General features: G+C 35.9%; 17 protein-coding genes and 1 tRNA gene. 7 read left to right on the forward strand and 11 right to left on the reverse strand.

Features of this window, described 5'->3' with window-relative positions; all coding sequences use genetic code 11:
- Positions 1–60 precede the first annotated feature (60 nt).
- The 6 genes from E0946_RS04395 to E0946_RS04420 all read right to left on the reverse strand — a co-directional run bounded on the left by E0946_RS04395 (position 61) and on the right by E0946_RS04420 (position 9,258).
- Positions 61–1,167 carry a hypothetical protein gene (locus tag E0946_RS04395; RefSeq protein WP_133201260.1) on the reverse strand — a complete coding sequence of 369 codons (1,107 nt, stop codon included), beginning with the start codon at positions 1,165–1,167 and terminating at the stop codon, positions 61–63.
- A 63-nt stretch (positions 1,168–1,230) separates the two neighbouring features.
- Positions 1,231–2,319, reverse strand: coding sequence for an Ldh family oxidoreductase (locus E0946_RS04400; protein WP_133201261.1), 1,089 nt, complete (start codon positions 2,317–2,319; stop codon positions 1,231–1,233).
- Between the two features lie 18 nt (positions 2,320–2,337).
- Positions 2,338–3,519: a type III PLP-dependent enzyme gene (locus tag E0946_RS04405; protein ID WP_133201262.1), complete on the reverse strand. Its 1,182-nt coding sequence runs from the start codon at positions 3,517–3,519 to the stop codon at positions 2,338–2,340.
- A 104-nt stretch (positions 3,520–3,623) separates the two neighbouring features.
- Complete coding sequence (locus E0946_RS04410) at positions 3,624–5,357, reverse strand: tetratricopeptide repeat protein (RefSeq protein ID WP_133201263.1); 1,734 nt, start codon at positions 5,355–5,357, stop codon at positions 3,624–3,626.
- On the reverse strand, positions 5,354–8,575 hold the full coding sequence (locus E0946_RS04415) for a coiled-coil domain-containing protein (protein WP_133201264.1): 3,222 nt from the start codon (positions 8,573–8,575) through the stop codon (positions 5,354–5,356). The genes E0946_RS04410 and E0946_RS04415 overlap by 4 nt, the downstream gene beginning before the upstream one ends.
- Before the next feature lie 98 nt (positions 8,576–8,673).
- On the reverse strand, positions 8,674–9,258 hold the full coding sequence (locus E0946_RS04420; protein WP_243713750.1) for a nitroreductase family protein: 585 nt from the start codon (positions 9,256–9,258) through the stop codon (positions 8,674–8,676).
- A gap of 228 nt (positions 9,259–9,486) precedes the next feature.
- Between E0946_RS04420 and E0946_RS04425 the strand changes: the two genes are divergently transcribed.
- On the forward strand, positions 9,487–10,251 hold the full coding sequence (locus E0946_RS04425; RefSeq protein WP_133201265.1) for an SDR family NAD(P)-dependent oxidoreductase: 765 nt from the start codon (positions 9,487–9,489) through the stop codon (positions 10,249–10,251).
- A gap of 380 nt (positions 10,252–10,631) precedes the next feature.
- On the opposite strand, the gene E0946_RS04430 is transcribed toward E0946_RS04425, so the two are convergent.
- Positions 10,632–11,009, reverse strand: coding sequence for a DUF6804 family protein (locus E0946_RS04430; protein WP_133201266.1), 378 nt, complete (start codon positions 11,007–11,009; stop codon positions 10,632–10,634).
- Between the two features lie 281 nt (positions 11,010–11,290).
- Positions 11,291–11,545: a lysozyme family protein gene (locus tag E0946_RS04435; RefSeq protein WP_207930824.1), complete on the reverse strand. Its 255-nt coding sequence runs from the start codon at positions 11,543–11,545 to the stop codon at positions 11,291–11,293.
- Between the two features lie 409 nt (positions 11,546–11,954).
- Here E0946_RS04435 and E0946_RS04440 point away from each other — a divergent pair, with 409 nt between their 5' ends.
- Genes E0946_RS04440 through E0946_RS04460 form a run of 5 tightly spaced genes read left to right on the forward strand, consistent with a single transcriptional unit; the run spans position 11,955 to position 17,888 of the window.
- Positions 11,955–13,244: a radical SAM/SPASM domain-containing protein gene (locus E0946_RS04440; protein WP_133201267.1), complete on the forward strand. Its 1,290-nt coding sequence runs from the start codon at positions 11,955–11,957 to the stop codon at positions 13,242–13,244.
- Positions 13,190–14,143 (forward strand): ATP-binding cassette domain-containing protein, encoded by a 954-nt coding sequence (locus E0946_RS04445; RefSeq protein WP_133201268.1) that lies wholly within the window; start codon positions 13,190–13,192, stop codon positions 14,141–14,143. Before E0946_RS04440 ends, E0946_RS04445 begins: the two co-directional genes overlap by 55 nt.
- Entirely contained in the window at positions 14,136–14,930 is a 795-nt protein-coding gene (locus tag E0946_RS04450; RefSeq protein WP_133201269.1) for an ABC transporter permease, read from the forward strand. Before E0946_RS04445 ends, E0946_RS04450 begins: the two co-directional genes overlap by 8 nt.
- Positions 14,927–15,718 carry an ABC-2 family transporter protein gene (locus E0946_RS04455; protein ID WP_133201270.1) on the forward strand — a complete coding sequence of 264 codons (792 nt, stop codon included), beginning with the start codon at positions 14,927–14,929 and terminating at the stop codon, positions 15,716–15,718. Before E0946_RS04450 ends, E0946_RS04455 begins: the two co-directional genes overlap by 4 nt.
- Before the next feature lie 22 nt (positions 15,719–15,740).
- Positions 15,741–17,888, forward strand: a complete 2,148-nt coding sequence (locus tag E0946_RS04460) for a DOMON domain-containing protein (protein WP_133201271.1) — start codon at positions 15,741–15,743, stop codon at positions 17,886–17,888.
- Between the two features lie 878 nt (positions 17,889–18,766).
- On the opposite strand, the gene alr is transcribed toward E0946_RS04460, so the two are convergent.
- The 3 genes from alr to E0946_RS04475 form a co-directional block, all read right to left on the reverse strand.
- Positions 18,767–20,665: an alanine racemase gene (alr, locus tag E0946_RS04465; RefSeq protein WP_165942082.1), complete on the reverse strand. Its 1,899-nt coding sequence runs from the start codon at positions 20,663–20,665 to the stop codon at positions 18,767–18,769.
- Positions 20,666–20,674: 9 nt separating this feature from the next.
- Positions 20,675–22,015, reverse strand: coding sequence for a PhoH family protein (locus E0946_RS04470; RefSeq protein ID WP_133201273.1), 1,341 nt, complete (start codon positions 22,013–22,015; stop codon positions 20,675–20,677).
- Positions 22,016–22,156: 141 nt separating this feature from the next.
- A tRNA-Leu gene (locus tag E0946_RS04475) sits at positions 22,157–22,244 on the reverse strand.
- Between the two features lie 572 nt (positions 22,245–22,816).
- On the opposite strand from E0946_RS04475, the gene E0946_RS04485 reads away from it, so the two are divergent.
- On the forward strand, positions 22,817–23,455 hold the full coding sequence (locus E0946_RS04485) for a nucleotidyl cyclase domain-containing protein (RefSeq protein WP_133201274.1): 639 nt from the start codon (positions 22,817–22,819) through the stop codon (positions 23,453–23,455).
- The last annotated feature ends 561 nt before the right edge of the window (positions 23,456–24,016 follow it).

Consider the following 24,016-nt stretch of genomic DNA (forward strand, 5'->3'; position numbering starts at 1 on the left):
TTCAGAATATAAAAAATCCCGGGTCATAAGTCCCGGGATTTTTTTATAATCAATGATAGATTAATCTTTGAGGTTCATCTTTAAAGTGGTTCCGATAGCATAGTTAGTTGGACCATCATCTGTTCCAATGCCCAAAGCAGCATAACCGGTTAAGGAAAGAACATTGGGAATAAGCTTAAATTCTACACCACCGTTAATTTCAAAACCATTATCTATTACTATTCCTGCAGCTCCAAAAGCGGAAACATTGCGGGTAATATCACCTTTAACTTTACCAACTAAAGAAAGCATAGTGTCATTATTCCAGCTATAGGGATTGTTCCAGTAAAGGTTTAAGGCATCGTTGTTTATATTAATACCATAAATATAAAGGCCATTCTGGTAATATGGAGAAAGAACTGCGATACCATTTTCCGTAGCAAATAATACATCTCCGCTAACTACAACAGGACCAACATTAGCATCAGCTTTAACTGCAGCTCCAATACCAACTTCTGTATCTGCATCCTCTACAAAATGAAGTCCCATAAACACATTGGCATTACAAGTTAGTGCGCCTGAATCATAGCTTAAATAGGGCATCAAGGTAATATGAGTGTAATCTTTGTTTGTATTTACATAATCTGCATCCCAACCCAGAGATGCATAAAGACCCCAAGGTATGGTAGCTCTCTTTTGCATATTAAGCAATAAATAGTTATAATCGTCTGAATCAAATCTGTTCTTTTCTAAGGCTTTAATCCATCCCACTTCAGTCTTAAATCCCGCTAAATTGTCATTAGATACCATAATGCCGGAAAAAGTGTCATCCAGAATCAAACTCATATTGTCTTTCCAGTATTGTTGTCCGATTCTAAAATTAGTGTTTCTAAACCGATAATTGAGATAAAGTTCATAGGCATTAATCGGAACTGAAGCTGGTATGGAACCACCTGAACCTCCCCATACGACATCGCCAAATTGTAAAGTGGCTCTCATAGATAAATTAGGACGATACAAGGCATTGATACCGAGCAAGGTACGGTTGTCTATATGACTTCCGTCCTTTTCATTTGCACTATTATAGAGGGCACCACGAGTACGATTTTCCCCATCAAATTCAAAATCAATTGCGGCCAATAAACTGACCACTAACAGGGGAACGAGTATTAATAACACTTTTTTCATTATAGACTCCTTTTTTTAGTTATTTATCAATATATTAATCCTTATCTAACAACAAAGCAAGGATTAAATAACAGGAGGAACTATATTCAGTTCTTTTTGCATTACTTCTATATCTTTTCTTAAATTTGGAATTACAGGAATGCCTTCTCTTCTTACTTCTATCTCTTTTTCATATTCTTTTTCACCTGCTACCCAGATACGATTTTGACCAGGAAAAGTTAGAGAATTTTGCAATCTACGACAGATATCTCCCGTAGTCTTTTTAAAACTATCCAGATCAGTAAAAAACTCTATATTAATAGCCATAAAGAAATGACCGAGTTTATAGGGTGCTGCTTTACCATTTTCATCCTGACCTAATAATTGGTCTAAAAAACAACCATTTTGAAGAGCTGCACACAGGATTTCTACCATTGTAGCGAGACCATATCCTTTATGGCTTCCCGTAAGTTCATCAGTTCCACCTAAGGGAAGCAAGGAAGCTTGTTGTTTAACTAAATCAACCAGAAGATGATTGGTATCTGTATAAGGTTTTCCTTCCAGATCAATAGCCCATCCTACCGGAGTTTCCTTTTCTTCTCTGGCATATTGTTCTATTTTCCCTCTTTGCGTGATAGAGGTTGCAGCATCATAGATAAAAGGAAAAGCTAAATCCGTGGGTGCACCAAAACAGATAGGATTGGTTCCTAAAAGGGGTTCTACACCAAAAGTAGGACAGACCGAGGGACGAGCATTAGTAAAGATCAGACCCATCATATTTTCCTGACATGCCATATTGGCATAATATCCACAGATGCCAAAATGAGTGGAATTACGCACGGCTACAGCACCTAATCCAAATTGCTTTGCTTTTTCTATAGCAGTTTCCATTGCTCTAAAACTTATAACTTGTCCCATACCATTATTGCCATCCCAGACAGCGGTAGCTGCTTTGTCTTTTATAACCTCAATTCTGGTAACTGGTTCCTGAATCCCTGCTTTTATGCGGTCATAATACATTTTTAAACGACCAATACCGTGGGATTCAATTCCTCTTAAGTCACTGGCAATAAGGACTTCAGAGCATATTTCCGCATCTTCTTCAGGAACACCTGAGCGTTTAAAAACCTCAACCATAAAGTTTTTCAAGGTTTCAACTGGTAATCTTTCCATAATTTAGCCTCCAGATATTTACTTTTTGGGTAAAACTACAGCCTTTAGTGGTGGAAAACCATTAAAATTTACCGAAGAATAGGTCTGTGTGTAAGCACCTGTGGTGAAAATGTACACTTTATCTCCAGGTTGAGTGGTATCAGGCATTTTGTATTTGTAATTTTCATACATTATATCCATACTATCGCAGGTAGGACCAGCGAGAATAACCTCATCTGCCAGACCTTCTCTTTCAAAGTAGATAGGGAATTTGATAGATTCATCAATAGTTTCAATTAAACCGTTAAATTTCCCCACATCCAGATATACCCATTTATAAAGATTATTTTTAGCTTTGGTGGCAATATTAACTACTTCCGCAACGATGATTCCAGCATCAGCTACCAGAGATCTTCCTGGTTCCATTACCAGCTGAGGTGGATGGTCTCCAAAATCCTCAAAGATAAAGCGTTGTATTTCAGTGCTATACTCCTGGAAAGAGAAGGTAGGGTCAACATAATTAGCAGGATAGCCACCTCCCAGATTAATCATTTTTAGTTCTATTCCTTCTTCCAGTGCAGCATCAAAGATATATTTACATCGTGCTATGGCATCATCCCATTGTCCTATATCTCTTTGTTGTGACCCCACATGAAAAGAAACTCCCCAGGGCTCTAATCCGAGTTCTACTGCTTGCAGAATAAGGCTATAAATCATATCTGGATGAGCTCCAAATTTACGAGACAGGGGCCAATCAGCACCACTACCTTCAGTTAAAAGTCTAAAATATACCTTTGAACCCGGAGCATTTTCAGCTATCTTTTTTAAGTCATTTTCACTATCTGTAACAAAAATCTGCACTCCTTGTTCATAAAAGAAACGGATATCTTTCGCTTTCTTGATTGTGTTGCCATAGCTTATGCGTTCAGGTGAAATACCTAAATTCAAAAGATGTCTCAATTCATATGAAGAAGCCACATCAAAGTTTGCCCCAAGTCTATCCAGTAAATGTATTATCTCATTCATTGGATTGGCTTTCACAGCATAATATATCTGCAAATTGGCAAAGCTATCTTTCAATTCATTATATTTTGCTTCAACTATATCCAAGTCTATTATGAGTACCGGACTATCCAGTGTTTGAGCATATTCTTTAAAACGCTCAAACCGTTCCGGTTCCATATATCTTTTTAAATTAAAGGAATAGGGTTCTTTATACATCAAAGCATCCTTAGTTTAATTTGAGTGAGTCCAAGAATCTTAGAAACAATAATATGTCAATTATTCCTCTCAATCTCCTTTAAAATCTATATGTTATTAAGCCCTTAAAATTGAAGAGGTCTCAGCTCTTGACGAGTTATATATTGACGGAATTTAGGTGCAAAGATGCTTCCTGGATTGGATTTTAAGAAATCTCGTGCCATTCTTTGCATCTGTTCCCCATCTTCAGTTAAGCTCAATTTTAACAGTTCTGCATATTCATTACAGATAGGGTCTTGCCAGCTATGTTCTAAAATAGTTTTAGCCTTTTCTCTTTGATTCAATAAAATAGACCATTCTGCGGCTAAAATGAGTATCTCCTCATCCTGAGTATTTTCAAAAATGGCTAATAAAGTATCCACACAAGCTGGATTCTGCAGCATCATAAGACGAGTGGCAATAAAGAATTGCTGTTGTTGAGTTTTATCCAAACCGAGAACAAACATCATCTGATAGACAGCATCATTGACATAAGGACTTTGGGGGAAGCGGATAACGAAATTATTCATCAGACTATCGGCTACCTCTATATTTCCTTGAAGCAATTCCAGATTAAAAAGAAGGTAGTCACGAGTTTCTCGTAAAATAGGCTCCTGAATAGAGTTTAGAATTTTCAAAGCAGATGGATAATCTTCCTGAGTGAGTTTCAACCGAGCCAGAGCCAGGTCAATATTTTGAATCTCATAAGCGTTAGCACAGAATTTTTTTGCTTCCGTATACCAATATTCTGCCTTTTGCGGATTATGTTCCAGAGCCAAGGTTGTTTCAGCCATCAATTTTCTCGCATTCATATTCACACTTTGACGATAGATATAAGGTCGTTCCGTCATTAAAGAATCAGCTAAAATCTGATTAAGGGTCTCTTGAGTTGCTTCATATCTTCCATTTCTGTAGTGAACCAAAGCCTCTCTTAAGCGATAGGAATTTTTGGTAAAAGAATCGGAAATAACGCTTTGCAAGTATTGGAAAGCCAGCAACGCAATCTCATCATTTCCAGCATTATATTGTTGTTCCGCAAAGTTAACCAGACGGTCTTGGGGTAAGGATTTATACACTTCCAAAGCTGTTAAGTATTGTTTCTGAGAAACCAAGATATTGGCATAGAGTTCTTTAATTACAGGATTAGCACTGCTTTCAGCATAATCCGCTATAGTGGATATACATTCTGGATTCTGATTCAGAATAATCTTACACTGATTGGTAATAAAAAAGACATTGGCAGGATTTTTATCCAGAAAAGCCAGATATTCAGACAGGGCAAGGTCAAATAGACTGGCATTTAGAGCAGCATTTGCAATCTCCAGACGGAAAAGTTCAGGGTCATTTTTTCTTCTTCTTGCTTCTTGATAAATTTGCAAGGAATATTCATAAAATCCTCTTCTTTCAAAATAGGAAGCAAGTAGACGACAAATATTTTGATTATAATTCTGACTGAGTAAATAGGCATCACTTTTCTGTTTTGCCTCATCTGGTTTACCTTGCATAATCAAGAGTAAAATTTCTTGTTCAGTGGCTTGATTAGCAGGTAATATCCTTCTATACTGTCGTAAGAGATTTTCCGCTTTATCCATTTGCGAGGTCTGAAAATAGATATTGAGTAGTTGAATCACGCTATTGGAATCGTTAGGATATTTATCCAGAATCTGAAGAAAGACTTGTTCTGCTTCGGCAAATTTTCTCTGTCCCAGAAGCTGGAAGGCTTGTTGAGTGAGAATATCTCGTTCATTGTATTGAGCAAATAAAGAAAGGAACAAACTCAGGAAAATCAAGATTAAAGATATTTTTTTGCAAGACATCATTCGTTGAGTAGTTTTAAATATTTCAGGATAACTTGTTGATAGGCATGCGGAAAAAGTCTATAGGTATCATCCAGCATTGCTTTACGCCGAAGAGTTTCATAATCTGTTTCCACTGCCTGCTGTTTAATTTCTGGATTAGCAGTTTCTCCTTTTCTTTTCTCGGAAAATTCTCGCTTATTTATTGAGCGTTGAGCATCCAAAAGACGAGAAAGAATGCGTTCCTGACTTTGGAGAACTTCAGGGGTTAGTTGATTATTTTTCAGTTGTCGGCTTACAGCTTCCACTTCATCAATGATTTGCTGAATGGCATTACCCTGTTTTTGTGCTTCGGGACTGTTTTGCAAAGCTCGCTTAAGATTTTCAGCTAATCTTTCTTCTTCAGCTGCAAGTTTTTGCATCTGCTGTTGCATAGCTGCCCCCATTCTGCCACCTTGTTGCTGTAATTGCATCATAAGTTGTTCGGCAAGCATATTCATAGCCATCTGTTCCTGACCCATTTGTTCCAGCATCTGAAGCAGAGATTGCATTCCAGAACCACCACCCATTCCAGCAGAAGGATTATTTAAAGTCTGCATCAAATCATAGACCATCAGGTTCAAGCCCTTTTGAATATTTTCCAGTTGCTGAGGAATCTGGTAATACTGCAGCTGATTCACACTATTAAAGATTTCCTTAAAACTCCTATCCGTATCACTTAAATCCATATAAAATTTGGGAGGTATAAACATAGTGACCTGAGGTATACTAAAAAGTTTATTCAAGGACATCTGCATACCTTCATATTCCGCTATAAGGTCTGGAATGATGAGATAAGGGTCCTGACTATATCTTGCCTTGAGAGATTCATGCTGTTTGGAAAAGATTAACAATTCTCTAATGGCTTTTTGCATAGCATTGACCACTTCCTGTTGACTGCTACCACTCATAGCATTCTTCATATCACTTAACCTTTTGGTAAATTGTCGCATCTTTTCCAGGGCTTGAGATTGCGATTGACTGGCAGCGGAACGCTGATTCTGTTGTAATTGTTGCTGGCTTTGTTGCAGATTTTGACTTAATTGTCCGTTATTCATTTCCTGCATTAAGTCGTTCAAATCCTGCTTTATCTGTTTATCTTTTGAAGGATCCAGCAATTGGTTAGCCTGTTCCATAGCTTCCTTAAGATTGTCCAATTTATCAGCAATATTTTTTTGTTCCTGCGCAAGTTGTTCATTACTTTGAGTGGGATCCTGAGTTTTATCCATCAAGGCACTTTGCATCTTTTCCATCTCTTTAGAGATTTGTAATGCTTTATCCAGTGCCTGCTCTTTTTTTATACTTTCCAAGAGCTGGAGGGTTTGATCTATCTTTTTATTGAAATCCTCCATGGAGAATTTAAGGTTTTCCATTGCTTTGCGGAGGTCTTCCGGTTTCAGATTTCTTAAAGCCTCATTAACCTTACTCATTGCCTCTCTAAGCTCATCAGTATTTATTTCCTGCATCAATTCTTGTATTCTTTGCATTTTCTGGAGAGTCTCAGCTGAAAGGGCTTCATTGGCTTTTAGCTTATCTATCAATTGTTGATAGTCTTGAGCTATGTTTTCCACCTGTTCAGTGAGTTTCTCCTGAGTATTAAGCATCTTTTCCAGCTGTTTAGCATCTTCCCAGCTTATTTTATCCTGTTTCATCAATTCCAGTCTTTTTTTCTCAAAATCTTTTTCCAGATTATGTGCTTCTTTAAGAGTGGATTGCAAATCCTGCGTTTGTTTATTTTGTAATCGTTCAATTTCTTTATAAATCTCTTCCATAGAGGGAAAGCGTGCTTTATATTTAGGTGTTTGAGCACTTTGATGGTCAGGAGAATTATCGTATACTTCAGCCCAATAGGTCACATTATCCCCAGGCAGGAGGTTCAGATTATTCATATCAAAATGATAGTCGGTGGTAAAGAGTTTAGTATTAATAACCGATTGCAAAATAATAGATTGAGCCGGATGGTCATTAACCTGATAGTGAAGACTCAAATTTTTCAATCCAAAATCATCACTCGCTGATATGATTAAAGGAAGCTGCAAACTTTGATCCAGCATAACATCCTGTCCTGGATAAAGGATACGAATTTCAGGCGGATTATCAGGAATAATGGATATAGTCTTCTCTTCTGGTTCTGAAGAGCGTCCCAGAATATCATTAAATTCCAGATACCAGGTTTTCGGAGATAAAACTTTTAATCTGGTAGTAAAATCATTAGCATCAACTTGCTGCAATGTTTGCGTAGTGCCATCAGAGAAATGCATTATGGCTTTATTTATTGGAATATTAGTAGAAATGGAAAGAATGACTTCCGTATGTTTGAAAGCCTCTATATTGCCATAACTCAGGGTATCACGAACATTTCCTAATCCCGTATAAGCAGGATAATGATAATCTATCACCCAGCTTTTAACAAAAGGTTCATCCAGACATTCTACCCTATAAACAGGACTTTTTGCTACTTCATTTTGCACATAATATTCCAGAGTATATTCCAGAGAAGGGAAAGTATAGGAATAGTTATTCAATCCTAATTCCCTCCAATTTTCATCCCAGCGATAAAATAGCCTGTGATGCAAGCGTGTATCAGGCTCTACTACCTGGATTACTAATTGCTGACCTCTTCCAAGAGTGATATTTCCAGGAATAACATCAATGGTGGATTTATAGGCAACCGTTTCCGGTGTGATGGCAGCGAATTGCTTCATTGCATAGCGAAAAGTGTCAGCAGAAAAGCTCCAAACGCTTCCTATTCCAATTAAAAGAAAAAGTATGAGAAACCATAAATCAGCTGGAAAAAGTTTCGGTAACCTATAAGAAACCGATTTTAACCTTTCTGTTGCTTGTGAGGCAAGCACTTTTAATATGGATTCATCTTCCTTTTGCTGATAGAGTTCATAAAGATTTTGATATAGGTCATCCTGATGTTCTGTCTGTTTATCCAGCCAGCGTGCAGTTTGTCCTATGCGATAAAAATGCTTGATCCCCCGATAGAAAATCAAGATAATTAAAAAGATTAGCCCAAAGCGTAAAATATAGTTCAAATAGATTAAAACCACAGATTGAGCAGATACATTCAACCACACCAGATAGTAGATATGAATTCCCAGCATAAAAAAAACAATAGCCACTATCAAACAACGCAAAACTACCTGCAGATTGAGATTGAATCTGAACTTCTGAATTTTATTTAAGAACTCATTCATCTATTTTCCCTGTATTTTACAAAGCTTTTGCCTAAACTTTCCTTTTGGTTTAATATAACTTTTCTATAGTAAAATTATCCCTTAGATCCATTTCTTTTTCAGCGATGAACCTCTGGAAGCACTATATCTTCAAGTTTCAGTTTAGGAGTATGATGCACATTATTTTCATCTCTCCAATATTCTATATCTTCTGGATTTTTGGATTCTTCCAGCACTACCTGGTCTATAGGAACTCCTAAAGCAATCACCAACGCAATATCTCTATCTTCAGGAAACATAAAATAATAATGCAATTCCTCTTTTTCTACTGAGCCAAGATTACAGCATCCATATCCTTTTTCTACCGCACTTAAAGTTATACTCTGAGCGGCAATACCTGTATCTATATATTGCATATTGCCTGCATCTTTCGGAAGTAATAGTATTATATAGGCAGCGGGATGTTCACCTTCCTGGGGACCTTTCCAATTTTGCAAAGAACGAGCAAAATGCAAATTTGAAAACACAAAATCACATTCCTCTTTTTTATAAACTAAACGGTAGCGCAAAGGCTGTAAATTCCTGGCACTGGAAGAAAGACGTGCCGCATTTACCATCTCCAGCAATTCCTCTCTGGATATCCGTTTGCTTTCATCAAAACACCGATAGCTGCGGTTTCTTTTGATTAAGTCAATTAACATCATTCCTTCTTTACTTCTATTAACATTTTTTTATGCTTTATACTAAGTTTTTCTAATTTTCCTTTCTGTCAAACTTAAATTCCTTCTTTTCCCTTTTTGTCCAATTTTTCCATCACTTTCTGATTACTTTTCCCCCATTTTTTAAAAAAATAATTTGCCAAGATAAAAACCAGAAATTATATTATAGATGATATCATACAATATAAGTAGGATATTAAAGGAGAAAATAAAATGAACAGACTTAATAACAAAGTTGCCCTTATCACCGGAGCAGCAAAGGGTATGGGAGAAGCAGAAGCTCGCCTTTTTGCTGAAGAAGGTGCGTCTTTAATTATCACTGATGTAGACTATACCAATCTGGAAAAAGTTGCTTCCGACCTTCAAGCTTTGGGAACGAAAGTGTTGGCTCTTAAACATAATGTGGCTTCTGAAGAGGAGTGGAAAAAGGTTGCCGAAGAAGCGGAAAAAACTTTTGGGAAGGTGGATGTGCTGGTGAATAACGCTGGTATTTTTAGTGTGAGTGGTGTGGAAGAGACCACTATGGAGATATGGAATAAAGTGATAAGCGTTAATCAAACTGGCACCTGGCTGGGTATGAAGTATATTGTCCCCTTAATGAGAAAAGCAGGTGGAGGTTCTATCATCAATATCTCCTCGGTTTACGCTTTAATAGGAACTGGAACCTCAGCTGCTTATCAATCTACTAAAGGAGCTATCAGAATTTTAAGTAAAACTGCTGCCATTGAATTTGCGAAGGACAATATCCGGGTTAATACCATATTCCCAGGTGCTATTGCCACTACAATTACGGAAACTGCACTGGATAAGCCTTCTAAAATGGAAGAAACTACTTCTGATATAATTCAGATAATCCCTATGAAGCGCATTGGAAAACCCATAGAGGTCGCTTATGGAGCACTTTATTTAGCCAGTGATGAAAGCTCTTATACCACTGGAGCAGAGCTGGTTATTGATGGTGGATGGACTATCCCATAATCTTTCTTTCGTCAGATAAAGAAGAAGAATGTAAGTTCATAAATTATAAGGAATTAATGAAATCAAAACCTCCAAGTATGTTTCAGGTTGGGGAAAGATTAAGAAAGTAATATCGTAAAACTATATTGAATTAAGGACTGAATCAGGGGATGCAGAATAATTTAGCTGCATCCCCTTCTTTTTTATATCTATCTCAAATGCAATGTAATTTTTTATTTTTCAGGTAGTTCGTAACTCATAATTTCCATCAAGCGTTAATCACTCGTTAATCAAGTCTTAAATAGTTAACGCTTGATTAACACTTGATTAAGAAGTGATACCAAGAGACTATTAAGCAGGAACTGAAATAAGTTATTCAATTAATTGAAAAGAGGTTTACTTTAGTTTTCCCATAAACGCCGATTGAATAAAGGAAGAATGAAGATAATAGCTGCGATAATATCTATAACAGTCCAGATACCTTTTTTAAATTTAAACATAATAAACGGATTAAATATAAGGGCAGTTAAGATAAACAAATATATGAAGATAGACCTCATTTTATAAAGTTTAAAGTGAAGATAAATGAGATAGATGGCTGCAATAAAAACAACAACTCGCAGAAAAATATAAAAAGAATATTCTATATGAAAAATCCCACCAATGACTAAAAGTAAGGCTATGAGTGGACAGATATATATGCTCCATTTCTTTTCCTTCTGACCTTCCTCTTTTCTAAACTTCTCAACACGCCAGTTTCCTGATTCTAAGTCCTTCATTTCCCTCGCCTCCTAATTAAATTTCTTTGCGATATTTATAAAAGATATCCCTATCCCTGTCAATTATTATTTATCTTTTCAATATTTCCTATGCCACATTGGAACTTACTGGTGGAACGATGTCCTCATCGTTTATTGGTGGAACAAGGTCCCCCTTGTTTCAAACTCCGCAGGATTTTTTTATAAGGGGTCATAAACGTCCCCGTTTATGAAGCTCCGAAGGAGCTTGTTGTTAAAAGGTACTAAAAAGCTAAGATTTATATTCTTTGTCTATATAATAACTAAAGAAAGAAAAGCCTTACAGCTTGGCGAGATGAGGACATCTCACCTCCCCTAGAGAAAAACCTTACGGTTTTCCAGGCTAGGATATCTCGATCCAGCACTGCATAGGCTTCTTTCTGGGAAATACCACAAACATCCAGATTACGGCCGATACCGATTGTCAATTGGCCTGCAGTATGGCGGTATGGCTTCAGCCGTAGATACTCATGTATGACTAGCTGAGCTTTTATTTGGTTTATCAATGCTTCGGTCATGCTATCTCCTTGTTACAGATGTGATCATTGATCCAGAGCCAGGAAAGCAATACCCTGTATGCTGACAAATAAGGATAGGTTAGGATGAGAAAGAAAAAATACTTGACATGGAAACTATGATTGACTCGAATGCATTATATTATTATTAATAAAATTTGGCACATCAAAGCAGATGCATTTATGGATAAGTAAGTAACTAACTAAAAACAATATTCATTAAAGGAGACAACATGATATTAATAATAAAAAAACCAACTTCTCCGAGTGAAGAGCCTATCAAGGAAAGCTGTGACCGACGGACCCAACGGTGTCCTGAACCGCCACCTGTTGACCCACCTCCCAATCAATAATCATTAGTAGTGTCAGATAATATCCATAAAATGCTCTGCTTTGAAATAAGGAGTTTATAATGAGAGTATCGCAATATTTATACAATCACACAATGATAGATAAAACCCTATTATATAACACGTTAAACAAGTCCCTATTGATGGTGGACAGATCTCTATCAAGAAGCCAGATAGAAGATCCCGCTAGCTTCTCAGAGAGTGAGTTAGAAACCCTATATGAATTTGAGTGTTTTGTTAATGATGACTATAATGAAACTGAAGCAGCCAGACAAAGACTGGCAGGTCATTGGGATAAAGAAAAGACTGTAGAGTTCATTATCCATGTTACCAATAGATGTAACTGCCAATGTGTTTATTGCTATGAAACTGGGATATATCGGAAACCAATCATGTTCGACAACCTTGCTATATTGGATAGCTTTTTGTGTGAGTGCAAACTATCTTCTTTATACGAAAATGCCTCTCTTTCTTTTCACGGAGGAGAACCTTCATTGTATCCTGATATTATGGTTTCATTATACAATGTCATTAAAAAGTTTTATCCCCGAACTCAGTCAACTATGGTTTCAAATGGAGTTTTATTACACACCCCAAAGGTTTTACAAGCCTTACAAGAAGTAAATCTAAAAAAAGTTCTTATAACCATAGATGGTCACCGGGATATTCACGATAAAAGACGCCCCTTAAAAACCAGAGGGTCATCGTTTGATAACATTATGCATTCTCTAGAAGCCTTGAGGGAAGCAAATATCCCTATACATATATCTATCAACATTGACAAGGCAAACTATCGTGAAATCGACTATGTTTATGAGGAAATTATCAAGAAGTACGCCCCAAAAGATTTTTATATTGCCAAGGTATGTTCTGGCGAGCAGAATCATTATACTGATTGTCTTTCCGATTCAGAGTATGATGAGATTATTACAGATTTCTACACTCGGCATAACCTTGTCAGCAATGGAAATAATGATCTTTATGAGGAATATTTCGGTACTTTCCTTTGTTCAGCTAAATCGAAGAATGTACTGATAATTGACAGTTTTGGAGATGTTTATAGTTGTATAAGTCTAACAGGTGATAAGAGATACACAATGGGAAACATCAAAGACGGGTTTAATTTAATAAAAATGCGCATGGAAGCATATATGAGTAATGTTTTTTCCAGTTCATGTAGGACATGCATGTATCTACCGATGTGTTATGGTGGTTGCCAATTGGGAAAATTGACAATGGAAGACAACCAAGGATGTCCCAAGAAACGTTTTGATAAAATATTACCGAGAGTTTTAGAATGGAAATTGATCAAGCAATTAAACTCCAGTCCCTATATAAAAATTACAGAGTAAAGACATCTGTATCGTTATTCAAACCAAATTTTAAGGATATTGCTGCTATTCGGGGGGTATCGTTTATTCATGACATGAAGCAAAACTTAGGTATTTTTGGTAAAAATGGAGCAGGTAAAACTACTCTAATAAAATTACTTACTGGTATTTTGCCCCCTACTTCAGGTGAAATCAAAGTTCTGGGATTTATTCCTTATAAGTTGAAAAAAGAGTTTAAAAAACAGATTGGTCTTTTTCAGGGTGGTAAGGGACAATTGATATGGGATATTCCAGCAATTCAGTCTTTAGAGCTTTCTCGCTACATTTATGGTTATAGTAAAGATGAATTTTTGCAAAGGTTAGCTGATTTCAGTAAAGCTTTGGATATTGGTGATGAATTAAATCAGCCTTTAAGAAATATGAGTTTAGGTCAAAGATGTAAGATGGAATTAATGTTTAGCTTTCTTCATCTTCCCCGCTTAGTTTTTCTGGATGAACCCACTTCCGGTCTGGATATTATTACGCGCAGTAATCTTAGAAGTTTTATTAATTACTGTCATCAGCAATATGGCATCTGTTTTGTTATTTCCAGTCATAATGTTAAAGATATAACGGATTGTTGTAAAAGCTGCATTATTCTGGATAAAGGTCATATTTTGTATCAAGGTGATACTAATTACCTTCTGGAAAAATATCAATACGATATCATTTCTATCAATGTTGATTCGGAAGATATGGCAAAGGAGATATCCAGCAAGTTTGATGGAAAGCTCAATGGTTCTCAAGTGATTTTGGAAACAAGTAGTAGTGATACTGATGAAGTCATTACTCAACTTCTTTCACAGTATAATATAGGCGCTTTCAAATTGAAAAGAAAAGATACGGAAGATATTTTCACAGAGATACTGAAAAATGAGTAGTTATTATATTGGACTGGGCAAACAAACCATAAAAGAAGCAATGGCATATCGGACTAATTTTATTTTAAGTTTTCTGGTAATATTAATCCCTCTTGCCGGTGAATTACTTCTGGCTAAATTTGTCTATACTAAAGGTTATCAGATTGGAACCTGGCAATTAAATCACCTTCTATTATACTATATTTCAGCCACAGTAGCAAGTGAATTCTTTGCTATTGGAACCTGGTGGGACATTGGAAATGATATTAAATATGGAGGTTTAAATTATCATTTGATAAGACCCTATAGTTATTTCTGGCATAATTTTGTAGTCTACTACTCTTTAAAATTGGTTTTTATAGTTTTTGCTCTAATTATTGCCTACTTTGCAATGGTGATATTTAGTGGCAATTTTATTCCCGATATTCAGCTACTTAGTCTTTTGCAATTTTTCATCTTAGCATTAATAGTGGCACCTCTTGCTTTTCTCATAACCTTCTGTTTATCCATACTAACATTTTTCTTTATGGATATTGATTTCATTTCTAAGATACTGGGAGTGTTACTTCCTTTTATTTCCGGAAATATACTGCCACTGGATATTTTCCCTGCAACCATTCGGGAAATTCTAATTAAACTTCCTTCTGCTTATCTGGTATATTATCCTTCCTGTATCCTATCCGGAAACTATAGCTGGAAAGAATTTTCCTGGATATTAATAGAAGCTTTAATCTGGCTTCTTATTTTCTGGATTTTTACTTCAATTTTATGGTTTAGAGGACGAAAAATATATGAGGCAACAGGATGAAAGATTATCTTCAATACTATTTAAAGTCCAATCTTCTGGGAATAAAACGAATAGCATATTTTTCTAAAAGTTTCATTCTGGAAATATGTGCTGATATAATTAATATCATATTTGCCCTACTTTTTTATCAGATACTGTATCTGAATGTGGGAAAAGGTCTGGGAATACCTATTAGTGACCTTTTTATTCTTGTTTTATCGGTAAAATTAACTGGAGATTTGTATAATCTATTTTTTGGTGCAGGAGTGCAATCTTTGCCCTATCACATCCAATATGGAACCCTGGATGGACTTTTGATAAAACCTTTTAATATCTTTTTCTTAATGTATTTAAGTAAGTTAAATTGGAAATGTCTGGCGAATCTAATAATTGATATATTTCTCTTTATGATTTTGATTATTAAATATACAATAGATATTTCTTTAGTGAGTGTTCTTAGTTATTTGGCGATGATTTGTTTTGCCACTCTGATTTTTACCGCTTTTAATATTCTGATTTATCTTGGTTCTATTATATTTGTTCGTCTGGATGCTTTTATTTCCTTAATATCTTCGTTTTTTTCACTTTCCACTTTTCCAGCAGCAATTTTTCGGAATAGAATACTTAGATGGGTTTTCACTTACTTAATACCCGTCATAGTAATAGGCAATTTTCCCTTAATGGCAATCAGAGAAGAACAAAAAGGTTCTTTATTTTTAATAGTAATCATTATTACTCTTTTATTTTCTTATCTTGCCTATTGGGGCACAATATCTATGTTAAAGCATTATAAAAGTGCTTCTTCTTGAACTAATATTTAAGGATTGAACAATGAAAAAAGTATTTATCTGTAGCATTCTTATGGCTATTATGTTTTTTTATCTGCAAGCCATAGAGGTTCCTTATTCCCGCGAACCAGTATTAGAAGAAAGTAATCTCATTGATGATTTTGTAAGAATTGATCCAGATGATTTAATGCCTGAATCTTTAAAAACAAAAGCCTGGATTTGGCAAGACGATAATAAACTGATGATTCACTTTCGTTGTGCTATAAATGAGACTTTTGCGACTGGTTATTCAGCAAGAAGAGATGAATATATAGGAGCTGATTATATTAGAGTTCAGCTAATTACAATGCCTGATACTTATTTTTCTTATGTTTTTATGGCTTATCCAGGTGGACATTTAGTAGATGGAATCAGAAGAGAAGATATGAATATAGATAATCAATGGAATAGTAATTATTCTTATGAATCTTCTTATAATGATTCCTTATGGAATGTTACTTTCACAATTCCTTTAGGTTCCCTACGTTTTCGGAATACAGTTCCTTATCACTTTTATTTAATTCTTACCCGTTATAATCAAGCTTCAAATGAGACCTATAGCAGTCCTTATGCTCATATCAAGCAGAAAAGAAACTACTTTTATAGTGCTCATGAAATTATCCTTCATCAACCAATTACTAAGGATATTGATTTAAAAATAAAACCCTATTTTGTTAAAAGCTACGACTTAGTCAATAAAACCACCAGTTTTGACCCTGATATGTTGGGGGTAGATATAGCTTTCAAACCAGCTTCAGAAATGAATGTAAAATTGAGTATAAATCCAGATTTTTCCGATGTGCCTCCGGATGATGCAATGAATATTTATAATTTGGATATTCCTTATTTATATGAAGAAAATCGGTTTTTCTTTATTGAAGATATGGATGCATTTGGAGTTGATAACACCGTATTTTATTCTCGCAATATAAATAAACCTACTTTTGCCTATAAAGCCACTGGAACCTCAGGAAAAAATAAATGGGGAATTTTGGGTGCTTTTGATGAAAAAGTTATGCAAGATGGACAGATTATTAATTATGATGATTACTTCCAGATAATATCTTTTATTCCTAAATTTGCCCATATTACTTTAGGCAATGCTCTTGTAAGCAGAACCAATAAGGGTTACTATAATCACCTTTATAACGGAAATTATGATATACAACTGACGGATAAACTTCTTCTTAAATCATCAGTGATAGGAAGTATTAGAAAAGACGAGCAAGCTGAAGAAAATTCCATAAAAAAAGGATATTTTGCCGATTGCTCGTTGAATTATTACCCTGGTAACTTTGATAATTCTATATATTATTCCAGGACCAGTAAAGATATTTATGCCGATGCTGGATATCTTTATTATAAAAACCGTCAATGCTATGGTATTTCTTCTTCCTGGACTTCAAAACCGGGCTATGGTTTCTTAAAAAAAATGACGAGTTTTCTAAGTGTTGATTTTAGTGATTGGTTCCATAATAATGAGACCTCTTCAGAATGTGCACTTTACGGAAATTTAATCTTTGATTTAAAGCCAAAGTTAAGAGTAAATCTGCAGGCAAATTATGGAAATATCTTTGATGACTTCTGGCAAGAGCATTATTACTATGAAATTAATAGTACTATAACTCTGGATAAATGGACCTGGTTTTATGTTGCTGTCAATCTTGGAAATGCCAATACTTTAATTTATACATTGAATGAAACTTATCAACAAAATAGATTAATCACTTATATACAGGGTTATCTTGCCCAAAAATTTTTCTATTCATTAAGCTGGAATTTTAACAAATATGATTATCCCCGAAACAATATAGTTGATTATGGTTCAGGTCCAATAGAAGTCCAACTGGATGATCAATACTCTGTTATTAATGCCAAAATTCAATATAATCCAAATCTCTATTTAGGCATCACTACAGGTCTTGGTTTTAGTAATTATGAAAGTGAAGAAGTTTTCTCTCATATTAGCTATTATGCGAATCTTAGATATGAATTTAAACGAAATTGCTTTTTCTATATGGGCTATAAAACTAACCAGACTCAAGTGGAAAGATTTTCTTCTACTGATATTTTAGGTAGATTTACTAAAGATACGGCGACCTTTTTTGTGAAAGTATCTATTACAATCCCCTCAGAAATCAACTATAACTGAAAAGATAATAACGGAAAAATATAAGACAAGATAACTGCTTATAATTTAACCAGAACGGGTTTTTTCTTAGGAGTCATAGATGTCCCCTTACGCAGGATCATAAATGTTCTTTTACACGGGGTCATAAACGTCCCCGTTTATGAAGCTCCGAAGGAGCTTGTTGTTAATAATTTATTAAAAACTAAGATTTATATTCTTTGGCTATATAACAACTAAAGAAGAAAAGCCTTACGGCTTTGTGAGACGAGGACGTCTCACACCCATGGTGGAACGATGTCCTCATCGTTTCAAACTCCGCAGGAGTTTTCTTTTTTGGGGTCATAAACGTCCTCGTTTATGAAGCTACGAAGGAGCTTGTTGTTAAAAGGTACTAAAAAAGCTAAGATTTATATTCTTTGTCTATATAACAACTCAAGAAAAAAAAGCCTTACGGCTTTGTGAGACGAGGACATCTCGCTACCCCTAGAAAAGCCTAACGGCTTTGTGAGACGAGGACGTCTCACACCCCTATAGCGGGGTCATAAATGTTCTCTTACACGGGGTCATAAACGTCCTCGTTTATGAAGCTCCGAAGGAGCTTGCCTATTCTTTTCCCTTCCATATTATAGACCTTATCTATAAAGATATAAAAAAACCTTAACAAATTTCGCAAACAGAATTGAACTTAGATAAAGCAATCCCATAAACCCCACCCCTTGTGTTTAATAATTATATCACCCTTACGGTAAAGGAAATTACAAGGAAAATGCTTTTCGCTTTTACTATACATTTAAATAGTAAGGAACATTGTTCTTTCTTATTTTAGATGCAAGGATTCATCTATAAAAAATCAGAAAGAATAATGCATTATTTCTTATATTCCTCTTTTTCAAGTTCTTTTAATAGGCAAAAACTACTCCAGATTGAGGGAAAACCCATTCTTCAGGTTTGGTGGTCACAGTTATGATATTTTTAGAAGTGGTTATTTTTGGATATTTATTTTGACCGGCAAAAAAGGGAACGCATTCTATCTGTTTGAGAGTTTCGGGATAGGAAAAGCTAATTTGGACTCCGTGAGTAAGTTCTGTGATAAAGACACTTAATTGATGAGAAGATTTAGGATAGAGGGTTAAGGTATTGATTTCATAGCGAACTTCCTGTCCGATAAGGTTTTTAAGTGCAGGATGAGAACAGCGAATTTCCATTGCCTCTGATTTGAAATTTATTCTGGTTTCCAGTTCTATATCATTAACTTTTACGGAAGAAAGTTGAAAGGCAGAAGGATTAAGCTGGAAATTGCCATCCATAAGCCAGCGATATTCCACCTCATTCCGTTTGAAATATTCCTTCAAAGCTTTATCTGAATTGGCACAGGCAACCAGGAAAAAGTCTCTTTGTAAAGTTTTTGAAAAGCTTAAAGTGGTCTCCGCTTTCCAATAATCCTTATCTGAACTTTCAATGAAAAGAATATGGTGACGGAAATCTTTACGATAACGAATATCCCTATCCTGATTATAAAAGAAGACCCGCAGAATTTCTCTAAAGATGAGTTCACTCATTTCTTCGCTATTAATTCTTTGAGCAATGGCAGACTGGATAATCTGATTTAATTTGGAATTAGGATAGTCACTGGAGACAAAATCTCTTCTGGATAAAGGAGCGGCAGTAACTAATCTTCCTTTTTCGTAATAATAGCGCTTAGCTCTGCGTCCTACCTGACAGAGAAGTTCATAGGAAGAACCGTTATATAGACTTACGAGATTTTCTACTCTAATATCATTGTGACCATTGCCTAAGAGGATAACCTCAGTTCCATACTGTATTTCAGGAGCATCTGTGATGTCTACACAAATCATATCCATACTTACTTTTCCGATGACCGGACAGAGTTTGCCTGCAATAAGCACTTTTCCTTTATTAGAAAGCAGAAAATCATAGCCATCAGCATAACCAACTGGGATTACGGCATAACGGGTTTTGCGATGGGCTTTCCAAGTTTGATTATACCCAACCGTTGCACCCTTGGGAATATCTTTTATCAGAATGACAGTGGATTTGAAAGTCATAACAGGTTTAAGTTCTATCTTCTCTTTCTGAGAAGGATGAGTGTAGACCCCATAACTTAATATACCTAACCGACAAAGATTTCCCGAACTTCCCAGATCGTTAATGAGAGCAGAACTATTAGCTATATGAATCCATTCTGCTTGAACTTTATTCTTTTTTAGAACTTGTTTAAATCGTTCTTCCTGCATTTTACTGAATTCTGGGTCGCTTTCGGAAGAGGCAAAATGGGAAAAGACACTTTTCACTTCTAATTCAGCAGCATTCTGACAATATGACCAGAGTTCCGCAAAATCTTTTTCCAGAGCACCACTACGATGCATCCCGGAATCAAATTTCAAGCTAATTGGACATTTAACTTTTTGTTTAGCACAAAAGGAGACCAGAGCTTGCGCAAAAGAGAGCTCATTAACCGTAGGAATAAGTTTATACTCCAGAATACCAGGAATTTCATCTATTAAAGAAGGCGAAAGAATAAGAATGGGAGCTTTACAACCTTCAATGCGTAAAAGCTTTCCTTCTTCCAAATTAGCTACTCCAAGAGCAGTGGCACCTTCTTTCAAGGCAGCTTGAGTTATTTCCCAAGCACCATGGCCATAGGCATCAGCCTTAACAACTTGAATAAACCCTTGCTCTGATTTCAAAAAAGTTTTAAGCGCTTTCAGATTACTCCGGAAAGCATCCAGATCAATCTCTACCCAGCTTCGTTCCAGATTATTTTCTTTTTTATTCAAGATTCAATCCTAAAAGTATTTAGCAGCTAAGTCTGCCAGAGCTGACCTTTCCCCTTTAATCAAGGTGATATGACCCACTATATCTTCCACTTTTAGCTTTTCTACGGCAACAGAAAGACCATTGGAAGAAGAATCCAGATAAGGAATATCTATCTGATAAGGGTCTCCTGTGAGAACAATCTTAGTATTTTCTCCTGCACGAGTGATGATAGTCTTCATTTCATGAGGAGTAAGATTTTGGGCTTCATCAATAATCATAAACTGGTCAGGAAGGCTTCTTCCGCGAATATAAGTTAAAGGTTCCAGTTCCAGATAACCATAATCCATAAAATCCTCTATACTGGTTTTACGTTTATTCTTGGGATTAGCAGGTCCCACTTGATCATGACGAGAAAGCAATATATCCATATTATCATAGATAGGTTGCATCCAGGGGTTAAATTTTTCCGTCTTAGAACCAGGTAGATAACCTAAATCCTTCCCTAAAGGGAAAATGGGACGAGAAATAACCAGACGAGCATATTTATTTTCTTCTATCACCTTTTGTAATCCTGCAGCAATAGCCAAAAGGGTTTTACCCGTTCCTGCTATTCCGGAAAGGCTAACTAACTTGATATCATCATCCAGTAAAAGCTCTAATGCCATTTCTTGTTCATAATTTCTTGATTTTATACCAAAAACTTCCTGTCCCTGATAATATTTGAATGGAATTAAGGTATTAGAAGAATGGATATATCTCATCGTGTGAGAAATAGAAGGATCGGATTTTTTGGTGAAACGCACAAATTGATTGGGATAAAGATTACCAAAGTTATTAGGAATGGATGGTTTATCTTTCAAGGCCTCAAATTCATCATCCGGAAGTTCTTTAATTATACTTCCAGTATACAATTCTTCAAAATTAACTGTTCCAGTTTCAAAATTTTCTGCATTCAAACCCACACTATCAGCTTTTATACGCACATTAGCATCCATAGAAACGAGGATGACTTTGGTATCGGGATATTTTTCCTTAAAATAGAGGGCAGTACTGATAATCAAGTTATCATTTCTATCCAGAAACAGAAGGTTAGAAGCCACATTTGAAACTTCTTTATTAACCGTAACTTGCAGGATTCCGCCATTATCCAGATTTACGCCTTCTTGCAAACTTCCTCTTGAACGCAAGGCATCCAGATAACGACCTATTTGACGTGCATTTCTACTCTTTTCATCAACCCCTTTTTTGAACTGGTCTATTTCTTCAATAACAATAATAGGAATAACCACTCTGTTATCCTGGAAGGAAAATATTGCTTGAGGATTGTGCAACAAGACATTGGTGTCCAGAACGAAAATCTTTTGAGCCATTTATAACCTCTTCTTTATAACTAAAAGCTTTTAATACTTTTCTTTAATAATAGAAATAAAATCAAGAGCAAAAATTTCTTTAATCAAGAATAGATTTAAGGGATTTATCGTCAATGAATTTATTAGCTGATGTACGAATTCTGGTGCTGAAGAGGGGACTCGAACCCCTACGAGCTTATCGCTCACTAGTCCCTGAAACTAGCGTGTCTACCAATTTCACCACTTCAGCTCACTCGACTTAATTCAAATCTCTAACCGCAAGGTTTGTGTCAAGCAAAAATAATGAATTTCACTTCCAGGATAAAGCTGGAGGAGTTGGTGAAATCGGGCAGCCAACTTATTCTAAAGCATAACGATGGATGGATCAACCCAATTGAATAGATAGCCAAGCAATCAGGTACATTAAAGTCAGGGACAACAATGAAGGTAATTGGAATGAACAAGAGTAGCTTTGATAAAGAGCCTACCTAACCCGATCCTTACGATGGAATATACCACTATAAGAGCTGGTGGAATAAGTTCCGAGTTTCCTGGCTGCAGTCGTAGAAGATGACCGAGGATGAGATTAAAACCAGAGCTGATGATGTCTAGGATTGTTGAGACTACATGGAGATGATCAATCTGATGGCAGAGATTATCTGTAGCAGACTGATTAGACTCCACCTCCTACTTGACTTCGCTGAGCTTGAGACTTGTTTCATTGGTGAAGAGAACGAGTTTAAAATTTAGTTATGACATATCACCATTGACAAATATCATGTTATGTAGTTTAAGTATAAAAAACATAATAAGGAGTATGATATGGATTACAAGTATTTTGGAATCGGGTCTCCTAATGACCAAAAAAGTATGCAAGAAGCTATTGACGGGCTGTGTGTTGTACCTGGTACGTGTATTTTCTTGGATATTTGCAACTCTACCAAGATTAAAAACAAAGAGAATCTTCAGCATTGGATTATCAGAATTAGGAACACATTCATCCAAAGAGCCGTAACAGATATTACATTAAAGCCCTTGAAAATAATTGGTGATGAACTCATGTTTTATATCCCAGATAGTGATCTTAATAACAGTGGTGAGAACTTCGCATCACTTATCGAAGTAATCATTGGTATTATTAGCCCATACCAAAACGAACTTTCCAAATTAGTTTTACCATTGAAAGGAGCTATTCATCATTGTAGCGATGTTTATGCCATGACTTTTTATAAGGATGAAAACGATTTGCCAGTCCCAGACTACTATGGCTCTGGTATTGATCTTACTGCAAGACTCATGGAGAAGGCTGTTGAGAATCGATTGGTAGTAAGCCAGGACTTCTTTAATCTCATCCAGGATTATAAGGATACAGTTGAAAAATTTAGAGGACCATATATAGAGTATTTCAAAGGCTTTGATGATCATCCGACTAAATACTGGTACTGGCAATATTCTAACTAAAGCCATTACTGTAGTATTGTTCTCAAGACGATCTGATTCAATAGTAATAATTTCTAATCAGTGGCTCTATCTCATTCTGGAATGAACCAAATACCGAATATTTCGTCTCTACTTCATCAATGATGCAGCCATCCTATAGCTGCACGATGTAAGGATCATTGTTGCAGGATAACAGGAATTTCCCCTTTATTTGTTTCTGGACTTCTACCAACTCTTCATGCTGATTGAAGGCAACAGCGTCTTCACGCTCGTATATTTGCTCCTTGGTATAGTAAGGCGGGTCTATATAAAGAAGGTGTGAGGTTGGTCTAATCGGGCTACGATTTAATTCCAGTGTTGCCTTTCGATGATCACATAACGTAGGTGTTCCGAGTCTCCTGGCTGCAGTGGTAGAAGATGACAGTAGATGGGATCAAAAACAGAGCTGAAAATGCCTGGGATTGTTGAGACTACAAGGAGATAATCAACTTAAAGGCTGAGGGATACTACAGCTTTGTCGGTAAAATCGGACTAACAAATGATGTGAAACATAATGGGGAAATCTATTCAACTATCTGAAAT

The sequence above is a fragment of the Candidatus Syntrophosphaera thermopropionivorans genome (genome assembly GCF_004353895.1).
GTDB classification, from domain to species: Bacteria; Cloacimonadota; Cloacimonadia; order Cloacimonadales; family Cloacimonadaceae; genus Syntrophosphaera; species Syntrophosphaera thermopropionivorans.

Excerpts from the sequence above, each read along its gene's own strand:
- E0946_RS04395 (WP_133201260.1), bottom strand. The coding sequence starts at position 1,167 with ATGAAAAAAGTGTTATTAATACTCGTTCCCCTGTTAGTGGTCAGTTTA.
- E0946_RS04400 (WP_133201261.1), bottom strand. The coding sequence starts at position 2,319 with ATGGAAAGATTACCAGTTGAAACCTTGAAAAACTTTATGGTTGAGGTT.
- E0946_RS04405 (WP_133201262.1), bottom strand. The coding sequence starts at position 3,519 with ATGTATAAAGAACCCTATTCCTTTAATTTAAAAAGATATATGGAACCG.
- E0946_RS04410 (WP_133201263.1), bottom strand. The coding sequence starts at position 5,357 with ATGATGTCTTGCAAAAAAATATCTTTAATCTTGATTTTCCTGAGTTTG.
- E0946_RS04415 (WP_133201264.1), bottom strand. The coding sequence starts at position 8,575 with ATGAATGAGTTCTTAAATAAAATTCAGAAGTTCAGATTCAATCTCAAT.
- E0946_RS04420 (WP_243713750.1), bottom strand. The coding sequence starts at position 9,258 with ATGATGTTAATTGACTTAATCAAAAGAAACCGCAGCTATCGGTGTTTT.
- E0946_RS04425 (WP_133201265.1), top strand. The coding sequence starts at position 9,487 with ATGAACAGACTTAATAACAAAGTTGCCCTTATCACCGGAGCAGCAAAG.
- E0946_RS04430 (WP_133201266.1), bottom strand. The coding sequence starts at position 11,009 with ATGAAGGACTTAGAATCAGGAAACTGGCGTGTTGAGAAGTTTAGAAAA.
- E0946_RS04435 (WP_207930824.1), bottom strand. The coding sequence starts at position 11,545 with ATGACCGAAGCATTGATAAACCAAATAAAAGCTCAGCTAGTCATACAT.
- E0946_RS04440 (WP_133201267.1), top strand. The coding sequence starts at position 11,955 with ATGAGAGTATCGCAATATTTATACAATCACACAATGATAGATAAAACC.
- E0946_RS04445 (WP_133201268.1), top strand. The coding sequence starts at position 13,190 with ATGGAAATTGATCAAGCAATTAAACTCCAGTCCCTATATAAAAATTAC.
- E0946_RS04450 (WP_133201269.1), top strand. The coding sequence starts at position 14,136 with ATGAGTAGTTATTATATTGGACTGGGCAAACAAACCATAAAAGAAGCA.
- E0946_RS04455 (WP_133201270.1), top strand. The coding sequence starts at position 14,927 with ATGAAAGATTATCTTCAATACTATTTAAAGTCCAATCTTCTGGGAATA.
- E0946_RS04460 (WP_133201271.1), top strand. The coding sequence starts at position 15,741 with ATGAAAAAAGTATTTATCTGTAGCATTCTTATGGCTATTATGTTTTTT.
- E0946_RS04470 (WP_133201273.1), bottom strand. The coding sequence starts at position 22,015 with ATGGCTCAAAAGATTTTCGTTCTGGACACCAATGTCTTGTTGCACAAT.
- E0946_RS04485 (WP_133201274.1), top strand. The coding sequence starts at position 22,817 with ATGGATTACAAGTATTTTGGAATCGGGTCTCCTAATGACCAAAAAAGT.